Origin of the sequence: Spectribacter hydrogenoxidans, assembly GCF_031846275.1 — a bacterium.
Classification (GTDB): Bacteria; Pseudomonadota; Gammaproteobacteria; order Nevskiales; family Salinisphaeraceae; genus Spectribacter; species Spectribacter hydrogenoxidans.
The window spans coordinates 1-20,838 of sequence record NZ_JAVRIB010000007.1 but is presented as its reverse complement, the minus strand read 5'-3'; the positions used below and the strand labels follow the sequence as shown (position 1 = coordinate 20,838).

The window sequence follows — 20,838 nt, the reverse complement described above, 5'->3', positions numbered from 1 at the left end:
GGTAACGTCCCAAAATAGCCCAAATGGCGCAACGATGACTAATACAAATGAACCGCACCAACGCACCGGCCGACCCCGCCGTCAGATCAGCCTGGCCGACCGCGAGAAGTTTCTCCCGTCCTACAGCCGAGATTTGGGCCACGACCTGGTGCGCGACTTCTTTGAACCTTGCCTGGCCGCTGCCGGACAGTATGACCGCGCCACAGGAGATTTCTGCAGCTCTTTCCTCAGCGCTGGGGCCCTAGGCTTCTCGGAGTTCTTCATCAACGGAGGCTCGATGAGACTCATTACCAATGGCAGGTTCACAGAATCTGACTACAAGGCTCTCGAGGACGGCGCCAGCCATGAGCAAATCATCATCCGGGCCATCGACCGCGACATGGACCGTCTCGATGAACTGGTCCAGAATGATTTCCGACGTAGACACGTGGAAGTCTTCGCCTGGCTCCTCAAGCACGGGCGCATCCGATTGAAGGTCGCTCTAGTCAAACAAGACGGGAGACCGGTTAACGTCGAACAAAGCCACGGAGTCTTCCACAGCAAAGTGGGCATCTGCTACTGGGAAAACGGATCGATAATCTCCTTCATTGGTGGACTCAACGAGTCCCAGAGAGCCCTGCTCCACAACAGTGAAAGCTTCGATCCTGCGTATTCGTGGATGGGCCACGAAGACCGCATTCACAAGCACATCGAGCAATTTGAGACACTATGGTTCAACAATTCCCCTCACACAGAGGTTATTGATTTCCCAGAGGCGGCGGCACAGAATCTCGTTGCCAAGTACGCCCCGGCGTCTGCACCGGATCCGATAACGCAGGCGGAATTAACCGCCTACCAAGCCGCGTACGGAGACGAGCCTTGCGACGAACCCCTCGCCTATGAGCTCCGTGAATACCAGGAAGAAAGGGTCGCGGAATGGGAAGCTCAGGGCCACAATGGCGTCCTGTCGATGGCGACTGGCACCGGCAAAACGTTAACTGCAATCGCCGCAGCCCAGCGCTGGATTGCGGAAACACCCGAAGAGCCACACCTGGTCGTAATCAGCGCACCGCAACAACACATCGTCCAGCAGTGGTCACGGGAAGTCGAGAAATTCATCGGCATCCGTCCTGTATCGTCAGTAGACACCAAGGGCTGGCAGGAAGATCTCGGCAACTGGTTGCTAAGAGCATCCATCCGCACCGCCAAACGCGACATGTGGCTCTTAACAACAAACGACGGCCTTTCCACTCATTCCGCCGATGGATTGCGATCACTCGCGCTGGGCAAAGATCTCCAGATTATGATCATCGGAGATGAGGCTCACTCTCTAGGTACGCGGGCAACCATGGACATGCTAGACAATATCCGAGATGCATTCAGCGCCACGTTGGGGTTGACCGCGACGCCACACCGCCACTTCGACGACGACGGCACCAGCCGACTGTTTAACTTCTTCGGCCCAGAGTTGCACGCGTATACACTTGCAGACGCAATCGCTGACGATTGGCTTTGCCCGTACGAGTACCACTTCGAAGTCCACGAACTGACGCAAAATGAATTCGACGAGTACAAGCGCCTCACATCCAAGATGAAACCGTATCTCTTCGACGCGAAGGACGGGCTCGACTACGCGACTTTGGAGCGTGCTCGTGTCCTATCGGACGCACAATGCAAGCTCGACTATCTAGACCGCTTCCTCGCGGACGGGCGCCAATCACATGTTCTCTTTTACTGTAGCCCGAATCACTTGCAGGCGGTATCTGACAGAACGGCACGAGCAGGATACCGGCGGGCCCAGATTACGTACCGTACTAAGACCAAGGATCGGATGCCCATCCTGGAAGGGTTCTCAGACGGGACCTATGACGCACTGGTCGCCATCCAGTGCCTTGACGAAGGCGTGGACGTGCCAGCAGCGCGGGTCGCTGTGTTTATGGCCTCAACCACTAATCCCAAGCAGTACATCCAACGCCGCGGGCGCATCCTCCGCCGAGCGCCCGGCAAAGAACGAGCGATCATCTACGACGTTCTTGTCGGACCATCGACCCAGGTTAGACTCCCCGGAAACGTCATCTTTCGGCGCGAGTTCGACCGTGCGCAGGAATTCGCACAGGATGCTACAAACGCCGACGACGCACTCCGCCAGCTAAGTTCTTTGGATGTCTACGAGGAGATTCCATGAGCAATTCCTTCGACACATATCGACTGAACCCGGACATTAAGGAGCGCATCAAGGAAACCGTGGAGGACCCAGCAATGCAAGATTTCCTCGTTTGGCTCCTTGAATGGGAAGGAACCCGGCTCAACTACAGTCGTGTGCCGAGCTTGGCAGACATCACCCAGGAGATCGACAAACTGGTGGAGAGTCTGAATGAAGATTCGTAGCCTCGGACTCAAGAACTACCGTCAATTCTACGGGCAGCAAGAGATTTCATTCTCAACCAGCAAAGACCAACCCATCACTCTCATCCTGGGCGACATGGGCTACGGCAAATCCAACATCATGAACGCCATCTGTTGGACGTTCTGGGGCGACGAGCCTCATCTAAGCATAAAGCCCAGCGCCAAGACGCACGCAGCGGAGGAGTTCGCGAACAGCAAGGCCCTCGAAGAAGCTGGCGTGGGCAACGCCATTGAAGTAGAAGTCGAGGTACGTCTCGAAGATGACGATGGGAACGAATGCATCCTTTTACGTCGCGCCAATGCTTCACTCACAGAGGACGGCAGTGTCACCAAGAATGACCCTCCGGCCACGATGATGTACGACATCGGTGGAACACATGTCCAGATACCACCGGACGAAGTTCCGGACCGCATCAAGCAGATCATTCCTAGAGACCTGAGACATCTGTTTCTGTTCAATGGTGAAACAATTCACCAGGACGTACTTGAGGCCCAGAACTTGACGGCAGCGGTCGAGCATATCTCACAGGTGGCAGTCATAGACCGCGCTAGGACACACATTCGTAACCTTATGATGAGGGAGAAGCCGAACACGCAAGACGAACAAGAGATTGTCGAGCTCGCTGGAAAGATCGAGGGTACTTCAGAAAAACTGGAGCAGGCACGGGAAGACCTTGCAGAGGTGGATGAAGACCTCGTTCGCCTCGAGGCAGAGCTGAAGGACCAAATGGATGTCCTTGATGGCCTAGAGGCGGAGGAAGTCAACAAGTTGCGGAAGCAGCTGAGCGATGTGCGCTCCGAACGGGGCAGGCTCGCCGCGGAGGTCAAGGCAGCACGCCAACGGCTCCACAAGGAGATCGTCCATGGTGGCGGCGCCCAATTGGCTACGGGATTGGCCGAGGAATGCCTCCAGTTCATCGAAGAACAGAGGGTCAAAGGGGACATGCCCCCCCCTATTGAGCCGGAGTACATCGATCGCCTGATCAACGAAGGTAACTGTATTTGCGGCGCAACGCTCGAAGAAGGGTCAATCCATTTGGAACAGATTCGAACGGTACTCGCGGAATACGACCTACCTGAATACAAGCGGGAACTCGACGGAGCGGAGCCCATCATTCGCAGGCTCTTCTCCGGTGATACCCAAAAGCGCATTGGCACGCTCATGGAGGAGTTCGAGGATGCCAAGAAGGAGGTCGAGAAAAACCGAACTGCTGTCGAACATCTCGAGGCCGAGATGAAGAAATACCCCGAGGATCGCGTACGGAAGGTCGGAATTGAAGTCCAGCGCATCCGCAACCTAGAGCAGAAGTCCGTCCGGCTACAAACCGAGTTGCGCCATACGATTCAAGAGAATACGAATATACTTAGCGGCCTCAAAAAACAGAAGGAAGCTCTCGACCGCAGGCTCAACCTAGCAAATCGTGCCAGGAACCGCCTGTATTTCCTGGAGAGCATTGGGAATCACTTGGATGACCTCCGCGACGGGCACATGGAAGACGTCCGAAGGCGTCTGGCAGATACCTTAGAAGATAACTGGGGGTCACTGATTCTCAAGGATGCCAAATTCCAGATTAGTATCGATGAGGCATACCACCCCGCTATTCTGGATAGTCGCGGCCGCAACAAGACCCCAACGCGTTCCAAAGGGGAACTGCAAACGCTCGGTTACGCATACACATCTGCTTTGACGAAGGTATCTCGCATCCGTGCGCCCTTCATCGTGGACACGCCACTCGGGCGAATTTCGAAAAGCCCGGGAGCGAATATAGCAAAACAGCTTCCGCGCCTTCTACCAAACCGCCAGCTCATCTTCCTGTTAACTGATCGTGAACAGGACTCCAAGACGCGGGAAGCTTGGGCCAGTCTGATCGGCGCATCATACAAGCTTGAGCATGATGACGAAGTAACGGAGGTGGTCGCGCATGAGGCTTAGGTGCACATCCTTCGAGGCCCCAAACGACTGGGAGATTCCTAAGGCACTCCAGAATGCCATTAAGGACTGGATTTCGGAGGAACACTTCCCGTTCGCTTACCGCGATTCAACCATGGCGGACGTCTGGTTCTTGGCGGCGATGATCGGCTTCAGTCAACGACAGCGGGGAGACGCTGACGGCCCGCGCGTGAAATCCATTCCTTGCAAGGTCTTCAACGACGAGCAGGTCCTTGCTCTGCGACTGGCTGCCTCGCACCTCCATGATGACGGGTATAAGTCATTCCTTGAGGATCGCTCCGTCTATGAAGTGCTGTACCCGTACATGGTGGGCGGCTTGGAGATTCTCGCTGCGCTGTTCAAGGATAATCCGCCCACGTACTATCAACAAAAGTTGGCTGAGTTAGTGCTTTCAAGTTAGGCCAACTCAGGCGAGGAGTAGGAGAGGAGCAATGGCTGTTCGCACCGACCGCGTCGCCGCGTCCAAGCCATTCTCCTTCGCGGCACTTCCAAGGCCAAACCTAAGGATGTAGCAGGCCTCAGCGCTTTGTCTCATGCCGGCTAGCAAATCGCTGGCCTCAGTCCGGTCGGTTTGGCGCGCCGATCCGGTGAGATCGATACATGGTCAACCAGCTACCGTACAGTACTCGCTATTATTAGCGCCGCTAAAAGTGCCAGCCACCGCTGAACCCCATTTGCTTGGCGATGGCCATCATTGGACCCACTGTAGCTTCGTATGCATCCGCCAGAGTTACCTCATTCAGGAGCTCCTCGCTAGTGGTAACGCGTAGACCATTCAGGTAATGCACGGCGATCCTCGATTCCCAGGAAGATTCATTTTCCATTGTTTCTTTAGTTGCCTTAAGCAGACGGAACTGCGAGTCGATTAGCCCGTCTACATATAATTGTGCCGGAATTCTGTCCCGCTTTGCCTGATTAGCTTCCGGGATTACAGCTACCAGATTCCATAAGTGATCATGTGCTACATATCGCCACGGTATAAAGTGATCTAGCTCAAAGTGGGTCCCAGTTAACCTGTACCCGGAATACGGGCATCGGACCGTATCGCGCTCCAATGCAGCTTCCCATAATTTCCTTGCCGAATTCAGATTGTTACGCTGGGCGGGCGAACCGACTTTGTTTGCAATATTTGGCACATTGGGGTTCCTATCTGTGAGGTATCTGACCCATGCCCAATTTGCCCAACCCTCGACGAGCGAGAAATTCTTATATAAATAACTCAGCCAATCCGGATGGACCTCTAATTGGCCAGCCTTCCTTAATCGATAAAGAGGCTTTCGCGAGTCGAAGTTTCTGTCAGCCAACAAGCTAATTTTTCTGTTTTTCCGGCTATCTGACAGGCCAGTTAACTCATCTTCAAAGAATGGAGTGAGTAATCGATATGGCACATAACGCATGAGCCTATCGAGGGCCATCCTCGGCCCCTGAGCACGCAATTTCTGTCGCACAATCGCGCGGCCGGGCATCGAACCTTCTGCTACCGGATACTCCCGCAAAGAATCCGCTATCTTATCTTGGATACCAAACGACAGCCGAAAATGTTCATAGGGATACCAGGCCAACCCTGTCATTTCGACCGTCAGCTCGTCCAAATCCAATATCCTTGCCCGAAACTGCTTGCTCTTTAGCTGAGTCAAAATGGCGAGAAAGAATAGGTATTTATAAGAATTAGTCGTACGTCGGAAAAGCTGCGCGAGCGCCCCCGTATCTAACCCCGCACCTGACGGCGGCAGACTACGCACCATACGGCAAACCTATTCCCAGTAGATTGCTTTTTCCGGCAATACCCACCGGACGCCTCCTCGCGGATCTGGCTGGTCGTCTGGATATCGGGGAATTACATGGACATGTAAATGGGAGACTGTTTGACCAGCAGCGCGACCTTCGTTTACACCAAGGTTATAACCAGAAGGCTGGGCTAGTTCATCAATTGCGTTTTTTATCCAACGAAGCATTCGGTTTAGATCGTCACATTCAGCGCTACTGAGGCTGAATATCGAGGCGTCGTGCCTTCGTGCGATGACTAGTGAATGGCAATGGCACACCGGGAATGCATCTTTAACCACAAAGAAGTGCTCATTCTCATGCCAGATCCGCGAATCTGGGAGCTCACAAAACGGGCACATTTGCGCTGCGTGTTTTTCGGGGGTCATCGTGCATTCACAGGCTGCTCCCCCCCCCTGGCCAACGGGCGCTCATAGCCAATGCCTTTGGCAATCCAAATCCTCACCCTGTAGTGCACCGAATAAATCCAAGCTTACTTAAGCTAACGCGAGGTAGACAGAACAACTAACTCTTCGATTGACTGCGTTTCCTTCCGGCTAGCAAGGTAACCAATGCCGCGATATAAGTGCTTTTTCAGCTGCTCATTGAGCGTCGCCGTATCGTGGACATCCAAACCAGACTTTAGGCAGTATTGTTTTAGGAGGCCTAGGTAAACATCCGCGTATTCACCTCCAAACGTTCGCCACGTCATCTCAATCGCAGCCTCTCCGCTAACCGAGATATCACGGGGTGGATGATCCTCTGCAAGGGACGTGGATAATGCCCACCGGCACAGCACATTCCAATTCCCGATACCAGTACGCCGCTTCAGCGTCATCAGTTGATTCCGAGCTCGCGCGTTTAGCCGAATTGTCTCCATTGCCATATTAGGCAGCCTCCTCAAACGGGTAGCCGGCTCTTATAACACTTCCTCCCCGTTTTTCATCAAAGTGGATTTCATACTGTCCGCCTAAATGCGAACTAATCATTTTATAGTACCGCTTATCGATCTCTTCATCTGTAGAAAGCAGGATCACTTGGTGACTGGCATTTGGGAAATAATTTTCCACAAGGTTGCTGCGATGGGAGGCGTCTAGCCTGCCAAGCGGCGTATCGACCACAACCGGCAGCGCTCTGCCTGACGCCTTACCCAGCCCCCACAATATTGCCGTAGCTAACAGCTGCCTCTCGCCGGCAGACAATCGTGACGGCTCGATTTTGCGGCCGTCACTTCCCAGAACAGTCAGCCCTAGCGTTTCTGAGTCTATACGAACATCGCTGACCAGCCCTTGCTTCCGTAGCAGACTCCTATAGGACTCAAGTATCACTCCTTCTAGTCGCGCGAGGTGTCGGCGCAGGACCTTACTCTTAAACGCGTCCATGGTCTCTGTTATACGGTCAGCGGTCTCGGTCACGCGCATCTCTAGCTGGTCCTTCAGCCCTGACAACATGGCGTTACACTCCGTCTCCCGGTATTTCTGCTCTTGGGCATTAATGGTTGCTTCCAACTTGGCGAGCTCATTGCCCAGGTTCTCTTGCTGCTCGCTTAGCTGCTCATGGGTAAGACGCGCCCGTTCCCGACGCGAGATCACATCGCTGAGCGCAGCTTCTTCCGGGACCTGGACCAACTGTTGCTCGACCTCGGCGAGTTGATCCTCCAGAGTCGCCAGGCCATCCTTGATCTTGAGGACACGCTCCGAAACCCGGTCCAGCTCGGTCGAGCGCAGTTTCTCAAGTAAGAACAAAGCGGTTCTTGGCAGGTCTATCTGAATCTCGGAATCCACCCGCCTTTTCTGCTCACGATTATTCTCAGACAGGAAGTCCTGCAGCTTGCCTATAAGGTCCTCTTTTACGGAATTGTGCTCTAGCCACTGAACAATCCGTTGCTCGGTCTCCTTGAGGAGGGGCTCGGCTTCGCGGTACGTCTTTACGCGCTGCTCCTTAGCCGCCTGGCAAGCCAGCTCATCAAGCTGAGGCCGCATGAGTAGCAAGGGTAAGGCGTCGCTAGCACTCTCGCGCAGCTCATCGCGCAGATGGCGCTGGGCTGCCTTGCAATCGGCCTTCTTTCGGTCCAGCTCCTGCATCTGGTCCAGCAGGTGCCCGCCTCGCTTTTGATAATCGGCGTTGGCGCGGTCCAGCTCATTCTGAGCTTGGGCCGCCTTCTTCACCAATGCTTTGCCACGTTCTTGCAACTCAGCTCGCTGCGATCCCAAGGCTTCGAGCTTTTGGCCAAGTTCCTCCAGGCGATGTTGATGGCCTACGTCCGTTGTCTGACGGAGCTTGTTGCGCTTGGTTACTTGAAGGTCTGTAACCAGCTGATCAACAAGCTCCAGCCCCAGGAGGCTGTTGATCGCTGTGCCGAGGATCTCGCTGGACTGACTCGGGTCCGCCAGTGCTTCAATCTGCTCGCCGTCGAAGAAAAATAGGTTGCAGAGCTTCCGAGGCAGGAATCTCTCGACAGCCTGGTCCCAGGACTGGCTGAGGCTCGGATCCAGAAGCTCATCCACGTATACGTCGACCGTTTCCGAGATCCGTGATCTTAAACGTCTCCAAGTGCGAATGACTCGATACTGCCGCTCGCTATGGTCCTCCAGCTCACGAAAGGCAATCTCTATGGAGGAGCCATCGTCGGGCGAGACATTTTCGTTGATGAGGCTTTCGAGATAGGCCTCGTAGTTTTTACTGCGACGACGGCCGGTCTTGGCGAACTTGCCATAGAGCCCGAGCTGGAGAGACTCTAGAAATGTCGTCTTGCCTCCGCCGTTGAGCCCCCCGAACAGTATGACGGGTCGCTCCGGCGTCGAGACGGACAGATCAACCGCATGCCGTCCCAGAAATACGCCAACGTTGTGCAGCACGACTTCAGTTAACTGCATTACGCTGCTCCTGCCCTGCCTCAGACCGTTCAACCACGTAGGCGCTCTCGCCCTCAACGCCTACCTGCCGACCGGCGCACGCGCCTGCCGTATCCCCTTCGATCTCCGCCTCCCGTCGTTTGAATTCCAGCGCTTCCTTCTTGGTCTCGAAGCAACCGTTTCGTAACGCCTTTTCCAACTCTTTGAATAGGCCGCGGCGGGCGCCCATGTACTGATAGCGGCGCTCGATGGCTAGCAGGTTGCGTGCGGTTTCGTAGCGGACGCGATTGCCGTCGCAGGCTTCTTTCAGTAGCTCCAGAAGCTCTCCCTCGAACAGGTCGACTACCGGACGCTCGGCGCCGGGATAGGGCTCGCCCATCTCTTCGATATAGATCCGGGGCACCAAGTCCTCGACCTCGTGCTTTTCCGTGATCCAGATTCGCCGGATCTCTTCCAGCTCTTCGAGCGAGATGAGCTCTAGCTCCTGAACATAGTCCGGCGCCTGCTCGTCATCCCGGATCTTTCGTTGCGCCGCCAGCACCCGACTCAGCCAGTGCTCGCGCGCCTCCTGGGTATAGGGGCCGGGAATCAGCTGCGCTTCCCCATCCTGGTCGCGGTAGTACTGGAGATGGCCGCCCATGCGTCGGAAATCGCGGCGCTCCAAGTCCCGCTGGCGGGCTTCCTCGCCGCGGAAATCCAACTCGTTACGTATATCCAAAAGCGGCATCATCCATTCTTTTTCGTGGTCGTTCTGAATCATGGCGCCCATGGACTTGTCTTTGTCGACGAGGGTGCACGTCCAACAACCGAATCGGCTGTTGCCACAGCTCGGCGTGCTCGTATCCACCACGACGGGGCATTCGTTGTCTTCCGTCGCGCCCCGATACATCGACATCAGGTCCTTATTGCTTACGCCCCAGGGATTTTTGACCCGCATCAGGAAGGTCCACACGTCGTCGTTGGACCAATCGCCAATAGGCATATGAACTAAGGTGTTGGGCAGATCTTGATGGTAGGTGAATTGATCTCGGGAGGCTCTTTCAGCTCGATTCATCGCACCGGCACGCGCAGCGCTCTCTGCGCGGCGCGCTCCTAGCAGCAGGACCACTTCACCATGCTCACTCACAGTATCCTGAATGAACCGATTGGATGGCTTGATCTTGAGGCGTTCGGTGCACCATCGGAACTTCGGCCGTGGTGCCGGATAGCCTTTTCCGATCAGATTCACCCAGAAGGTGTTCTTCAAGTCCGGCCTGAGAAGGTTGGGATGGAACGGCATTGATTCTGACCGAGCGACTTCCTCCATTCGCTTCAGGGAATGATTCACCCAGCTGGCGACGACCGGGTTCTCCACCAAAGTATCCGTGGTGATAACGTAGACCGGCTTGGTTCGTTGCTCTGCCGGCAATTCGCTCACTGCGAGCCAGACGAGCTGTACGACAGAGGTCGAGTCCTTGCCGCCGCTATAGCCGATCACCCAAGGGATATTGTCCTCTTGGTATAGGCCAGCGATGTCCTGCTTTAGGGCTTCGAGAGTCTTCGAAACGCCCGCTTCAGCGAAAATCGACCGTCGCGCTTGGCTTGCTGCCTCAGGCATCGCGTTGGCTCCTGTTGAATGCTTTCTCTAATCGCTCTTGCTCGGGCGTCAGTTCCAGCCCCAGCGCGTGTTTGATTGCGTTGGTGGTCAGTGTCACGTTCTGGCCAGCCTTGGAGAGGCGGCCACCCACCATCGCCCGGCCTTCCCAGAGGTGCGCGTTATTCCGGGCCCAGTCGATGTCGCGCAGCTTGCGCAAGATCTTCTTCCATTCATTCTTAGCCCGCTGTATCAGCTCATTGCCGATATAGCCCAGCGCTTGCAACGTGATCCCGTGGGCATGGATGAAATCGCTGCGGACCTCGCCCGCGGACATTTTTTTGTCGTGCACGAATTGCCATTCAGGCATCTGGCGGAAGACCTCCTCCCAGTAGTCACGCGCCAGATCGGCGGCGGGCGCCAGGTCATCGAGGTCACGGCCCTCGAGCAGGGCATCCGTTGCGCCGTATATCGCACTTAGCGTGAACAGCTTCCTGGATCTCGGCGACAGGGAGGTCTTCTCCATCTCCACCAGGTCCTTGAAGTAATCCGATTTGAGAACCACCAAGCGGGTGAGTTGCGACATGCGGTCGCGGTGGTCGTAAAGAATCCCCAGCGATTTACTCGGGCGAACCACATGGCGATTGAGGTCCGCGAACATCTGCTGGCAACGCTCCAGGCCGCGATCAATAAAGAAGACCACTGCAATGCTTTCGTCACCCAGTGCGGGCTTCTCCCTTATCGCCTCCTCGATCGCAGCGCGGCGGTGTTGTCCATCGTTGATTATGAACTTGGAGTCGAGCGGCACGCGCAGCATCCCCACATCGCTAGAGATATCATCAGAGCCGAGAGGTTCGAATACGACGTCAGCATCAATAGAAGCCGTGATAGCCGAGAAGACATAGCTATCCTGATTGTTCAAGACATACTCGGCGATTTCAGGTACGCGGTTGGTGTTTAGGATGCGCTGAGCACGGAGCTCGGCAGGCAGTGCCGCTTCTTCCTCATCGAAGTAGAATATCTTCGGGATGATGCGCAGGGGGCACATCGATACGTAGTACTCCCGCTTGGCCTGGACCCCGCGAATCGCAGGGAAGGTATATCCAAATCGCGGATCCATCTGTACTGTGTCCCCTGCCCTTTACGTTGCGGCGCACTCTACCCATAATAACAAACGTATGTCAACCAATTAACAAACGTTTGGAGATATGGCGATGGTCGCCGGTGCAAGCCACTTTATCCCCGTATACCTCGACTGCAACGCCACGACGCCTCTGGAGCCGGAGGTTATCGACATCGTAGAACACTATCTGCGGGTCGAATATGGCAACGCGGGCAGCCGCACGCATACCTACGGTCAACAAGCCAACCGAGCGGTGCAGAACGCGCGCGAGCAGATTGCGCAGCTGGCTAGCTGCGCATCCGATGAAGTCTATTTCACCTCCGGCGCCACGGAGGCCAATAACCTGAGTCTGCTGGGGCTAGCCGCATACGGCGAAGAGACTGAGAGGCATCATATTGTCACCACTGCCATTGAGCACAAGGCTGTGCTTGAGCCGTTGGAGGCCCTTGAGCAGCGGGGCTTTGAGGTCTCTTATGTCGCGCCAACTCAGCAAGGCTGGGTCGACCCCAACGCTATATACGATGCGATGCGCCCGGATACTCTCCTGGTCTCCGTCATGCACGCAAACAACGAAACCGGCGTCGTGCAGCCGGTGGCTAAGGTTGCGGAAATGCTGTCAGACCATCCCGCGTTTCTGCACACTGACGCGGCACAGGGGTTCGGCAAAGATCTCGACACGCTACGGCACCCGCGCATCGATCTGATCAGCCTGAGCGGCCATAAGCTGTATGCCCCAAAGGGCATCGGCGCGCTTATCGGACGGCGACGCGGCCATAAACGTCCTCCTATCCAGCCTCTTCTCTACGGTGGTGGCCAAGAACGCGGCTGGCGCCCCGGCACCCTGCCCGTCCATCTCATCGCAGGCCTGGGTAAGGCCGCTGAAGTCGCTCTGCGGGATCATGACAAGCGGGCAACGTACTGCACCGAATTCAAGCAGACCATGCTCCGCGAGCTTGGCGAGCTGGATCTTCACGTGCATGGCGACTCGAGCCGAACACTTCCCCATGTAGTGAATGTGTCTTTCAGCAACATCGACTCGGAAGCAGTCATGCTTGCATTGCGAGACCACGTTGCCATCTCCAATGGCTCGGCATGCACATCCACGATCTACGAGCCAAGCCATGTCCTCCAGGCAATGGGGCTCGATGAAGAGGATGCCGAAACAGCCACGCGGTGGTCATGGTCGCATTTGACACCTGAACCGGATTGGGCCGGCGTACGCGAGGCTATTCGAGTACTTCTGTAGATCGACGTTGTGAGCCGCGTCATTCACAGACACCGGACCGCGATCGAACGGGCGGACCTGTCCCGACCGATACGGACCGCGATAGAAGACGGACTGCTTACCAGAACCACGGCCCTATTCGACTATGGCTGTGGCCGTGGCGGTGACCTAAAACGCTTGCGCAAGCTTGGGTTCGACTGCACGGGCTGGGATCCCGTGCACAGGGCTCATGCCCCTCGCCAGCCGGCGGACGTCGTCAACTTCGGTTACGTCGTCAACGTAATCGAAGACCCCGTTGAGCGGGCGGACACCCTCAAGACAGCCTGGAGACTCGCTCGCAATACGCTGGTCGTGAGTGCACGGCTGATCGAAGAAGAGCCATCGCTGAAAGGCTTGAAGGCGCACGGCGATGGCGCAGTGACCTCCCGGGGAACCTTCCAAAAGTTTTACACACAAGATGTCTTGCGCAACTGGATCGCACAGACCCTCGATGCAAAGCCTATAGCAGCGGCGCCCGGTGTCTTTTATGTATTCAGGAGCACTGAGCAGCGCTCGGCATTTCTGGCAGAGCGCGCCCGCCGCAGACATTCAATTCGGATCGGCCCCAACGCCACGCAGATTTATAAGGACCACGAAGAGACGCTACAGCCAATCGTTGACTTCATGGCCACACATGGGCGAGCTCCCGCAGAGCAGGAGCTCGATTGTGTCCCCAGACTGATTCAAGAGTTTGGACGCCCCAAGCAAGCCATCAAGCTTGTGAAGACCGTTATTGGTGAAGAGCAGTGGCAAGAAGTCGCGCAAAGTCGGTCGGAAGATTTGCTTGTCTACCTGGCCTTGTCCCAGTTCGACGGCCGACCCAAACTCTCCGAGCTACCGCCTTCTTTGCAACTTGACGTCAAGTCCTTCTTCTCCAGCTACACCAAGTCGTGCGCTTTAGCGGACGAACTGCTCCACCGGCTGGGGATAGAAGGGCTGATCAACTTGAAATGCATGGCCTCCGAGGTCGGCAAGCTATTGCCTACGGCACTCTATGTCCATGTCGATGCATTGAGCCACCTACCGTTAGAGCTCCGTCTCTATGAAGGCTGTGCGCGAGGCTATATTGGCCGGGTCGACGGAGCGACTCTCGTGAAATTGGACCGCATCAAGCCCAAGGTGACGTATCTTGGCTACCCAGACTTCAACCGCGATCCGCATCCGGCCCTTCTTTTCTCGTATTCCGTTAACTTGCAGACCTTTAGGGTTAAGTTCCGGTATTTTGGAAATCACGCAAACAAACCGATACTACACCGTAAAGAGACATTTCTATATTCTTCTGATTCTCGTTTCAAACGGTTTTCACGCCTAACCCGGAGTGAAGAGAAATACGGACTTTTCAAAGACTCTAGCCTGATTGGTTACCAAAAACAGTGGACCCAATTACTCAGGGCAAGAAATTTGCGGACTAGAGGCCACAAACTAGAAGAACTGAAATACATCTAGTCTCTAGGGCTATAGCCGGCGCGACTAGTCGGCAGTCGGGAGATAGAGTCGTGCCTCCCAAATTTTATAACCGTGGGCGGGATTCTGTCCCCAGTAAAGGCCCGGCTCTGAACTGGGTTCGTTCCCGATTATTAGCCGACCCAGAGGCTGCCAACAAACCAGATGCTCCCCGACGATCACTATTACACTTCACGATGCCCCACCCGCTCCAATGCTCTGTCGCAGCATGAACGTCCAAGCAGCGCGACACAATCAGAACCGCCAATCTGTTCCGTCCCGGGAATTGGTTGGTTATTCACGCTCGTAAGAAGGCACATACCCAAGCAGCAAAGCTGAGCAATATATGCGACAACCAGTGTCGCATTCAGGCAGGATTATGTCCGGACATAATTCCCCGCATCCGGCGGCGTTCTAATCCATGGCCGAGAAAACCGATCAGACCTACCGGCAGTGGCTGTTGCTACGCGCAATCCCGCGGGCACCCAGGCGACTGTCGACCCGCGAGCTGCATCAGAGGCTGATCGACGAGGGTTACGAGATATCCCTTCGATCCGTGCAGCGGGATCTGCAATCACTCTCCATCCAGTTCGGCTTCGTAGACGACATCGAGGGACGCACGTCCCACTGGTTCTGGCCGGAGGGCTTCCGGGTACTGGACGTGCCGGGCCTCGACCCAAGTACGGCACTGGTCTTTCTCATGGCAAGGCGTCACCTCGGGGATGCGCTGCCACCGTCGATACTCGATCAACTGAGCCCGTACTTCGACCAGGCCGAACAGGTTCTGGGTCAGGCATCGCCTTCCGGCCTTGCCTCGTGGAGCAAGCACGTCAGGCTTCTTCGGCGCGGCCCGGGGCTGATGAAACCCGAGGTGTCGGCCGTTGTGCTCACGGCACTGGAGCAGGCACTGCTTCAGCAGCGCACCCTGCAAATGCGGTATCGACGACGTGGCGCCGACCACGTGCAGCTGCACGACATCGACCCGCGCGGGCTGGTCATCAAGAACGGGGTGACCTATCTCGTGGGCACCTACGGCACCCAGCTGCCGCCGTATCACTTTGCCGCGCATCGCATCGAGTCAGCCGAGATCAGCCATGACCCCAGTCCGGCGCTTCCGGCCTTCGATCTGGATCGCTACCTGCACTCGCAGCGTGCCTTCGACTACCCCCACCAGGATGAAAGGCTTGAGCTCGTGCTGAAGGTGACGCGAGAGGTATCCGAGCACCTGGATGAGAGGCCACTGTGCGATGACCAGCAGATTGAATCGGTCGAGGATGACCAGTTCCTGGTGCGCGCGACGGTGCCGGATACCGCCGAGCTACGCTGGTGGATTCTGGGCCATGGCGCGTCGGTCACCGTCGTCGAACCAGGCCGTCTGAGATCGCAGGTCGCCGCCGAGATCGAGCAGGCTGCGTCAAATTATGTCGTGACATAAATTCGACGCGACACTATTTGTCGCATAAAGCCGGAAACTAGCGCAGGTCACTTGCCGGAGACCTGCCAAATGCTTGACCAGTACGAACGCGCGGTGCTGATGGGCTACTGCCATCGCATGACCCATGCGCCGCTTCATGACGCCAACGACATGTCGTTGATGTCCTTCCTCGAGTGGGCCGGTCATACCGGGGAACTTCACGGGCTCGAGGAAGACGTCGACGACTACGACGGGACACCCCGTCAGCTCAAGGCACTGCTGAAACAGATCCGGACGCAGACCAGCGATGCGCCACCCGCATGCAAGCCCAGCGCGTTGCAGCGGCGCATCGAGGAACTCAGCCGCCAGCTGGGACTGGATGCGCTGGAGCAGGCGTTCATCGGCGCCATGGCGCGTTATTCGCTCTACCCGCCGGCTGTTCACATGTTCGACGGGTTCAATTGCGACCTGACCGGACTCGAGCAGCCCCGCATACGCCGGACGTTTGCACACGCTCTGGGGTATTCCGACCATGATCTACGCCAGGCGATGGCGCCTGCCTCCCGGCTTTCCCGGTACGGGCTCGTGGAGATCCGAGGCTGTAGCGAACTTCCGGGGTTCATCAAGAGCTATCTGGATCGGGCGAGCGAGCCGGAGACGCTGGCGGAACACGTCCTGGGCGACCCGCTGCCTGCGACCCTTGCCTGGGAGGACTTTGCGCACCTCGGCGACACACGGGATCGGCTCCTGCGTGTGCTGGATGGCGCGATGGCATTGCGGCATCACGGGGTGAACGTGCTGCTCTACGGCGTTCCCGGTGTCGGCAAGACGGAGTTCTGCAAGACGATTGCCGCGAAGCTCGGCATCTCGCTGTTCGCGCTGGGGGAGAGCGATGACGAAGCGCACGAGCCATCCCGACGGGAACGAATCGGCGCCGTGAACATTGCTCGACGGCTGTTGGGCGAGCGTTCCGACGCCCTCCTTCTTGTCGACGAAGCCGACGACATCATTGCGGGAGGCGATTCGCTCGGACTCTTCGGCGGGCGATCCCGCAAGCACTCGCGAGTCTATCTCCACCGGCTTCTCGAACAGACCACCTGCCCGACATTCTGGGTGGTGAATGACCTGGACGGCATCGAGCCGTCGGTGATGCGCCGCATGTCCTATGCGATCGACGTCCGCACCCCCGGTTCCCGGGTACGTGAACAGATGTGGCAGCAGTTGCTAGAGCGAGAGGACATTGACTGTGAGCCCGTGGATGCCCGGCGTCTGAGCCAGGAATTCCGGAGCGCACCCGCCATTGCCGATACGGCCGTCACGAGTGCGAGGCTCGCCGGTGGTTCACTCGAGGACGTCCGGGAGATCACGACTGGATTGGTATGCGCGATGAATCAGGGGAGAGCGCCGACCCCTGTCGACAGTTCACAGCTTTCGTTCGACCCGGCGCTGATCAATCCGTCGGTGGATCTCGCGCCGCTGGAAGCCAGGTTATCAGCCGACCCGAATCGACCGGTTTCCCTGTGCATTTCCGGACCCTCGGGTACCGGGAAGAGTGCCTATCTGCGACACCTGGCACATCTGATCGACATGGATGTCGTCCATCTGCGGGGCTCCGACCTGCTCTCGAAATGGGTCGGCGAAACCGAGCAGAAAATCGCCGAGGCATTCCAGCAGGCTGCCGCTGAGCGCGCCTTTCTCATCATCGACGAAGTCGAGGCGATGCTCAGTCAGCGAGATGCCGCCCGGCACACCTGGGAGAACAGCCGCGTGAACGAGCTGCTCACCTGGGTGGAAGTTCACCCGGTGCCATTCGGGGTGACAACGAACCATGCGGACCAGCTCGACCGGGCAAGCCTTCGCCGGTTCACCTTCCAGATCCGGTTCGACTACCTGGACCAGGACGCCCTGGCTTACGGATTCCGGACGATCCTGGGCTTGTCCACGCCGCCAGCGACGGGGGCGATGGCTCGAGTGACCACGGCGGATCTGGTTCTGGCGCGTCGTCAGGCGGAAATTCTGGACCTTCTCGATGACCGGGAAGCTGTCATTCGCCGGCTGACCGATCTCGTCGAGCAGCGCGAGGGCAGAACGACGTCAATCGGCTTTATCGGCTGAGCCCGCTTATCAACCACTCCTTCAAGCCTGGGCAGGTACGCCAGATCGCCTACTGCCTGCTCGGGCCTCTCTATACGGCTGGGCACCCGCTCAGATCCATACTTCAGTCAAGGAAGTTCACCATGGAAGCACTCTTAATCATCGGCGCATTGATAACCCTTCTGGGTATCGTGGCGTCGATTCCCGCAATCAATTCCTTCTCCGAGGAGCGGTATCTCTACCGTCCCTTCAACGTCGCAAACGCCCTGGGCGTATGCCTGATCTACGTTCTGCTTGCCGCAGCCCTGCTGTTCAACTCGAATCACGAGGGCAACGAGTTCGTCCTGAACCTGAACGTCAAGGTTTTCCTGGCGAGCGCGATGCTTTACGCCCTCGGCATGCTGGTGAATCTTTCCCGCAAGTCGAACGTGCTTATCGCGCTTTATGCATTCGTGATCACATCCGTGCTTGCGCTGCCGATTCTTGCCATTGGCGTCATGCTGATCGGAAACATCGTTGACCGAAAACGCTAGCCCATGCCGGTTTCCACGACTCTGTACACCATCGACACGTGGTTGCGGTTCGTCAGCCGAGGTCAGCTGGTCAGGTGAACAGCCCTTCTGAAAACCTGAGCGGCCGCATGCGACCCTATTGTAGGAGCCACCGAGCCGCTGATAACCCCATGACAGACGCCATACCCGACCACGCGACCCTGAAGACTTACCAACGCACCCACCGGGTTTCGTTCCCCGAGGGACTCGCTCTACGAGCTCACCGCGGGCTCAGCTGGCTGGACCGCGCCAATCAGTGTGATGACGAGGACGGTCGCTTCGTCTTCCTGTGGATCGCCTTCAACGCCGCCTACGCCCAGAACCTCAGCGGTCTCGGCCGGACGAGCGAACCGGAACGAATCCAGCAATTTTTCACGAAGCTGGAGAGTCTCGACGAGAACCAGCGGCTGTACGAGCTGGTCTGGCAGCGCTACGCCGGTCCAATCCGCAACCTGCTGAACAACAAGTACGTCTATCAACCGTTCTGGGACAGTCTCAATCACGACGAGCCGGACGGTGACTGGGAGGCGCGCTTCTCGTCCTACCGGAAGGCGGCGAATGCCGCCTTGGCGGCGGTGGATACACCGCGATTACTGAGCATCGTCTTCCAGGCGCTTTACACCCTGAGAAACCAGATCGTGCATGGCGGTGCGACCTGGAACGGCCGCGTCAATCGGCCGCAGATCAGCCTCGGTAACGAAATTCTGGCCGACATCGTCCCTATCGCGCTGGACCTGATGATGCGGCATCCCGACACCCTGTGGGGGGATGCGCTATACCCTGTCATCGAGCGGTGATTCATTCGTTGCGCCGGGTTCCCGTCTCTCATCGCTAGCCAAAACGGTAACGGTCTCACCACTCGAGCAATGCGTAGCATCTGCGACGATCAGACCAGGTCTGACCCGCGTGTCCAAGGCCCGCGAACACGAGTCTCAGTGCGTCATAGGTGTATTGATAGGCCCCCGGGTTCTTGCCCTCGCGAGGTCCCGCGGCATTGAGTCGGTTAACACGTTGGGCGGCGATGAATTCGACGATCCGGGCAGCCGCTCGTTCGACTGTCATCTCGTGGGCATCCACGATCAGATAGGGCTTTTTGTTGGGTATCCGGAATAGAGTGTGGGCTCGCCTGCGAACACGGAGCGCCTTGACGGGCTGCACTGATGGCATATACTCGGCATAGGCCATCATCGGAGAAGAACCATGAGCGATAGGAAGTACGGCACGCAGGGGCGTCAGATCAAACAGGATTGGTTGGACTTCTTCGCCATGCCTGATGCTCCGCCGCGAACCGCGCGACTATTCCGCAACGGCCGCAATCAAGCTGTTCGATTACCGAAGGAGATGGATATGGGTGATACCGAAGAGGTGCTCATCTACCGGGTGGGCTCTCGGCTGGTCATCGAACCGAAGCGCCCCAGCTGGAGCGCGTTGATGGATACTCCGGACGTGGGTGACGACTTCCTGTCCGAGCGCCCAATGATCGGTATTGAGCCTGATCCGGCGGGGTGATGATGCGCTACATGCTGGACACCGACACCAGCAGTTACATCATCCGTAAGGCGCCGGTGTCGGTGGTACAACGGCTGGAACGAACGGCTTCTTCGGGCCACGAGATCGTCGTTTCGGTCATCACCTATGCCGAACTCATGCAAGGCGTAGTCGCCCAGGGCAGAGAGCCTGAACGTGTGCAGCGGCTTCAGGCGTTTCTCGCGCCGCTGCATGCCGTGCTTTCCTGGGATCGTTACGCCGCCGACGCGTGGGCGCAGGTCTACACCGCACTCAAAGAGGCCGGGACGCCTATCGGGTCGCAGGACACGATGATCGCTGCACACGCGCTTAGTGCTGGGGCGGTGGTGGTGACGAACAACGTGAAGCATTTCTGCCGCGTAGAGGGCCTGCGCGTAGAGAACTGGGTCGATCCTGTTTCTTGACGCCGGTAAGCCCTAACCCCTCAACCTACACTCCATTCCGGATACCCTTTTTGTTTCGCAGGCAGAACTGGAGAGTCAGCTCCGTGCCTCCATGCAGGGAGCCGAAATAGATCAGGACGGTTCCGTCGCAATCCAGAACATTGGCCTTAGTCCGCTGTCGATAGCGACCCGTCGTCATCTCCTGCACGGGATACCGATCAGGGATTCGGCCGTCCTCGGCCTCGCGCCCCGGTGGCACCCAGCCACCGCAGGGTATGCCTGCATCCAGTGCGGCATCCATGGCGCCGCGACCCACCCCCGTCTGCGCGCCGGAGATAATCGACAAGGGGCCCGACACGCTCGGCTCTACTCCCATCAGCCGACCAGGCCGAGACGGCTGGAAACGTCTTCATAGCCAGGATCGGCAGCATAGATCCGCTCGAACTCTTCCCGGGCGCGTGTCTTCTTGCCGAGCGCGTCATAAACGCAAGCCCGCTCATACTGCACTGCG

At 57.2% G+C, this 20,838-nt stretch carries 20 protein-coding genes; 12 read left to right on the top strand and 8 right to left on the bottom strand.

Annotated features, from left to right (window positions below; all coding sequences use genetic code 11):
* Positions 1 to 34 precede the first annotated feature (34 nt).
* The 4 genes from RM532_RS07930 (at position 35) to RM532_RS07915 (ending at position 4,736) form a co-directional block, all read left to right on the top strand.
* Positions 35 to 2,164 (top strand): DEAD/DEAH box helicase family protein, encoded by a 2,130-nt coding sequence (locus tag RM532_RS07930; protein ID WP_311652709.1) that lies wholly within the window; start codon positions 35 to 37, stop codon positions 2,162 to 2,164.
* Positions 2,161 to 2,367, top strand: a complete 207-nt coding sequence (locus tag RM532_RS07925; RefSeq protein WP_311652708.1) for a hypothetical protein — start codon at positions 2,161 to 2,163, stop codon at positions 2,365 to 2,367. The genes RM532_RS07930 and RM532_RS07925 overlap by 4 nt, the downstream gene beginning before the upstream one ends.
* Positions 2,354 to 4,318: an AAA family ATPase gene (locus tag RM532_RS07920; RefSeq protein WP_311652707.1), complete on the top strand. Its 1,965-nt coding sequence runs from the start codon at positions 2,354 to 2,356 to the stop codon at positions 4,316 to 4,318. The genes RM532_RS07925 and RM532_RS07920 overlap by 14 nt, the downstream gene beginning before the upstream one ends.
* Before the next feature lie 112 nt (positions 4,319 to 4,430).
* On the top strand, positions 4,431 to 4,736 hold the full coding sequence (locus RM532_RS07915; protein WP_311652706.1) for a hypothetical protein: 306 nt from the start codon (positions 4,431 to 4,433) through the stop codon (positions 4,734 to 4,736).
* A gap of 244 nt (positions 4,737 to 4,980) precedes the next feature.
* On the opposite strand, the gene RM532_RS07910 is transcribed toward RM532_RS07915, so the two are convergent.
* The 6 genes from RM532_RS07910 to dndB all read right to left on the bottom strand — a co-directional run bounded on the left by RM532_RS07910 (position 4,981) and on the right by dndB (position 11,648).
* A complete protein-coding gene (locus RM532_RS07910; RefSeq protein WP_311652705.1) occupies positions 4,981 to 6,081 on the bottom strand; it encodes an HNH endonuclease domain-containing protein in 1,101 nt (366 codons plus the stop codon).
* Between the two features lie 9 nt (positions 6,082 to 6,090).
* Positions 6,091 to 6,462, bottom strand: a complete 372-nt coding sequence (locus RM532_RS15935) for an HIT family protein (RefSeq protein ID WP_349255290.1) — start codon at positions 6,460 to 6,462, stop codon at positions 6,091 to 6,093.
* Between the two features lie 140 nt (positions 6,463 to 6,602).
* Positions 6,603 to 6,980, bottom strand: a complete 378-nt coding sequence (gene dndE, locus RM532_RS15930; RefSeq protein WP_349255289.1) for a DNA sulfur modification protein DndE — start codon at positions 6,978 to 6,980, stop codon at positions 6,603 to 6,605.
* 7 nt (positions 6,981 to 6,987) lie between these two features.
* Entirely contained in the window at positions 6,988 to 8,976 is a 1,989-nt protein-coding gene (gene dndD / locus RM532_RS07905) for a DNA sulfur modification protein DndD (protein ID WP_311652704.1), read from the bottom strand.
* Positions 8,963 to 10,552: a DNA phosphorothioation system sulfurtransferase DndC gene (gene dndC / locus RM532_RS07900; RefSeq protein WP_311652703.1), complete on the bottom strand. Its 1,590-nt coding sequence runs from the start codon at positions 10,550 to 10,552 to the stop codon at positions 8,963 to 8,965. Before dndC ends, dndD begins: the two co-directional genes overlap by 14 nt.
* On the bottom strand, positions 10,545 to 11,648 hold the full coding sequence (dndB, locus tag RM532_RS07895) for a DNA sulfur modification protein DndB (protein ID WP_311652702.1): 1,104 nt from the start codon (positions 11,646 to 11,648) through the stop codon (positions 10,545 to 10,547). Before dndB ends, dndC begins: the two co-directional genes overlap by 8 nt.
* An 88-nt stretch (positions 11,649 to 11,736) precedes the next feature.
* Between dndB and dndA the strand changes: the two genes are divergently transcribed.
* The 6 genes from dndA to RM532_RS07865 all read left to right on the top strand — a co-directional run bounded on the left by dndA (position 11,737) and on the right by RM532_RS07865 (position 19,214).
* A complete protein-coding gene (dndA, locus tag RM532_RS07890) occupies positions 11,737 to 12,897 on the top strand; it encodes a cysteine desulfurase DndA (protein ID WP_311652701.1) in 1,161 nt (386 codons plus the stop codon).
* Positions 12,898 to 12,906: 9 nt separating this feature from the next.
* Positions 12,907 to 14,361, top strand: coding sequence for a DNA phosphorothioation-associated putative methyltransferase (locus tag RM532_RS07885; RefSeq protein WP_311652700.1), 1,455 nt, complete (start codon positions 12,907 to 12,909; stop codon positions 14,359 to 14,361).
* A gap of 418 nt (positions 14,362 to 14,779) precedes the next feature.
* Positions 14,780 to 15,793: a helix-turn-helix transcriptional regulator gene (locus tag RM532_RS07880; protein ID WP_311652699.1), complete on the top strand. Its 1,014-nt coding sequence runs from the start codon at positions 14,780 to 14,782 to the stop codon at positions 15,791 to 15,793.
* Between the two features lie 69 nt (positions 15,794 to 15,862).
* Positions 15,863 to 17,887 carry an AAA family ATPase gene (locus RM532_RS07875; protein WP_311652698.1) on the top strand — a complete coding sequence of 675 codons (2,025 nt, stop codon included), beginning with the start codon at positions 15,863 to 15,865 and terminating at the stop codon, positions 17,885 to 17,887.
* Between the two features lie 122 nt (positions 17,888 to 18,009).
* Positions 18,010 to 18,399 (top strand): hypothetical protein, encoded by a 390-nt coding sequence (locus RM532_RS07870; protein WP_311652697.1) that lies wholly within the window; start codon positions 18,010 to 18,012, stop codon positions 18,397 to 18,399.
* A 149-nt stretch (positions 18,400 to 18,548) separates the two neighbouring features.
* Positions 18,549 to 19,214 carry a HEPN domain-containing protein gene (locus RM532_RS07865; protein ID WP_311652696.1) on the top strand — a complete coding sequence of 222 codons (666 nt, stop codon included), beginning with the start codon at positions 18,549 to 18,551 and terminating at the stop codon, positions 19,212 to 19,214.
* Between the two features lie 55 nt (positions 19,215 to 19,269).
* Here RM532_RS07865 and RM532_RS16035 read toward each other — a convergent pair whose 3' ends face one another.
* On the bottom strand, positions 19,270 to 19,584 hold the full coding sequence (locus RM532_RS16035) for a YpsA SLOG family protein (protein ID WP_423246888.1): 315 nt from the start codon (positions 19,582 to 19,584) through the stop codon (positions 19,270 to 19,272).
* Positions 19,585 to 19,617: 33 nt separating this feature from the next.
* On the opposite strand from RM532_RS16035, the gene vapB reads away from it, so the two are divergent.
* Positions 19,618 to 19,926, top strand: a complete 309-nt coding sequence (vapB, locus tag RM532_RS07860; RefSeq protein WP_311652695.1) for a type II toxin-antitoxin system VapB family antitoxin — start codon at positions 19,618 to 19,620, stop codon at positions 19,924 to 19,926.
* Between the two features lie 2 nt (positions 19,927 to 19,928).
* Entirely contained in the window at positions 19,929 to 20,348 is a 420-nt protein-coding gene (locus tag RM532_RS07855) for a type II toxin-antitoxin system VapC family toxin (RefSeq protein WP_423246887.1), read from the top strand.
* 25 nt (positions 20,349 to 20,373) lie between these two features.
* On the opposite strand, the gene RM532_RS15925 is transcribed toward RM532_RS07855, so the two are convergent.
* Entirely contained in the window at positions 20,374 to 20,703 is a 330-nt protein-coding gene (locus RM532_RS15925; RefSeq protein ID WP_349255285.1) for a YpsA SLOG family protein, read from the bottom strand.
* Positions 20,704 to 20,838 lie beyond the last annotated feature (135 nt).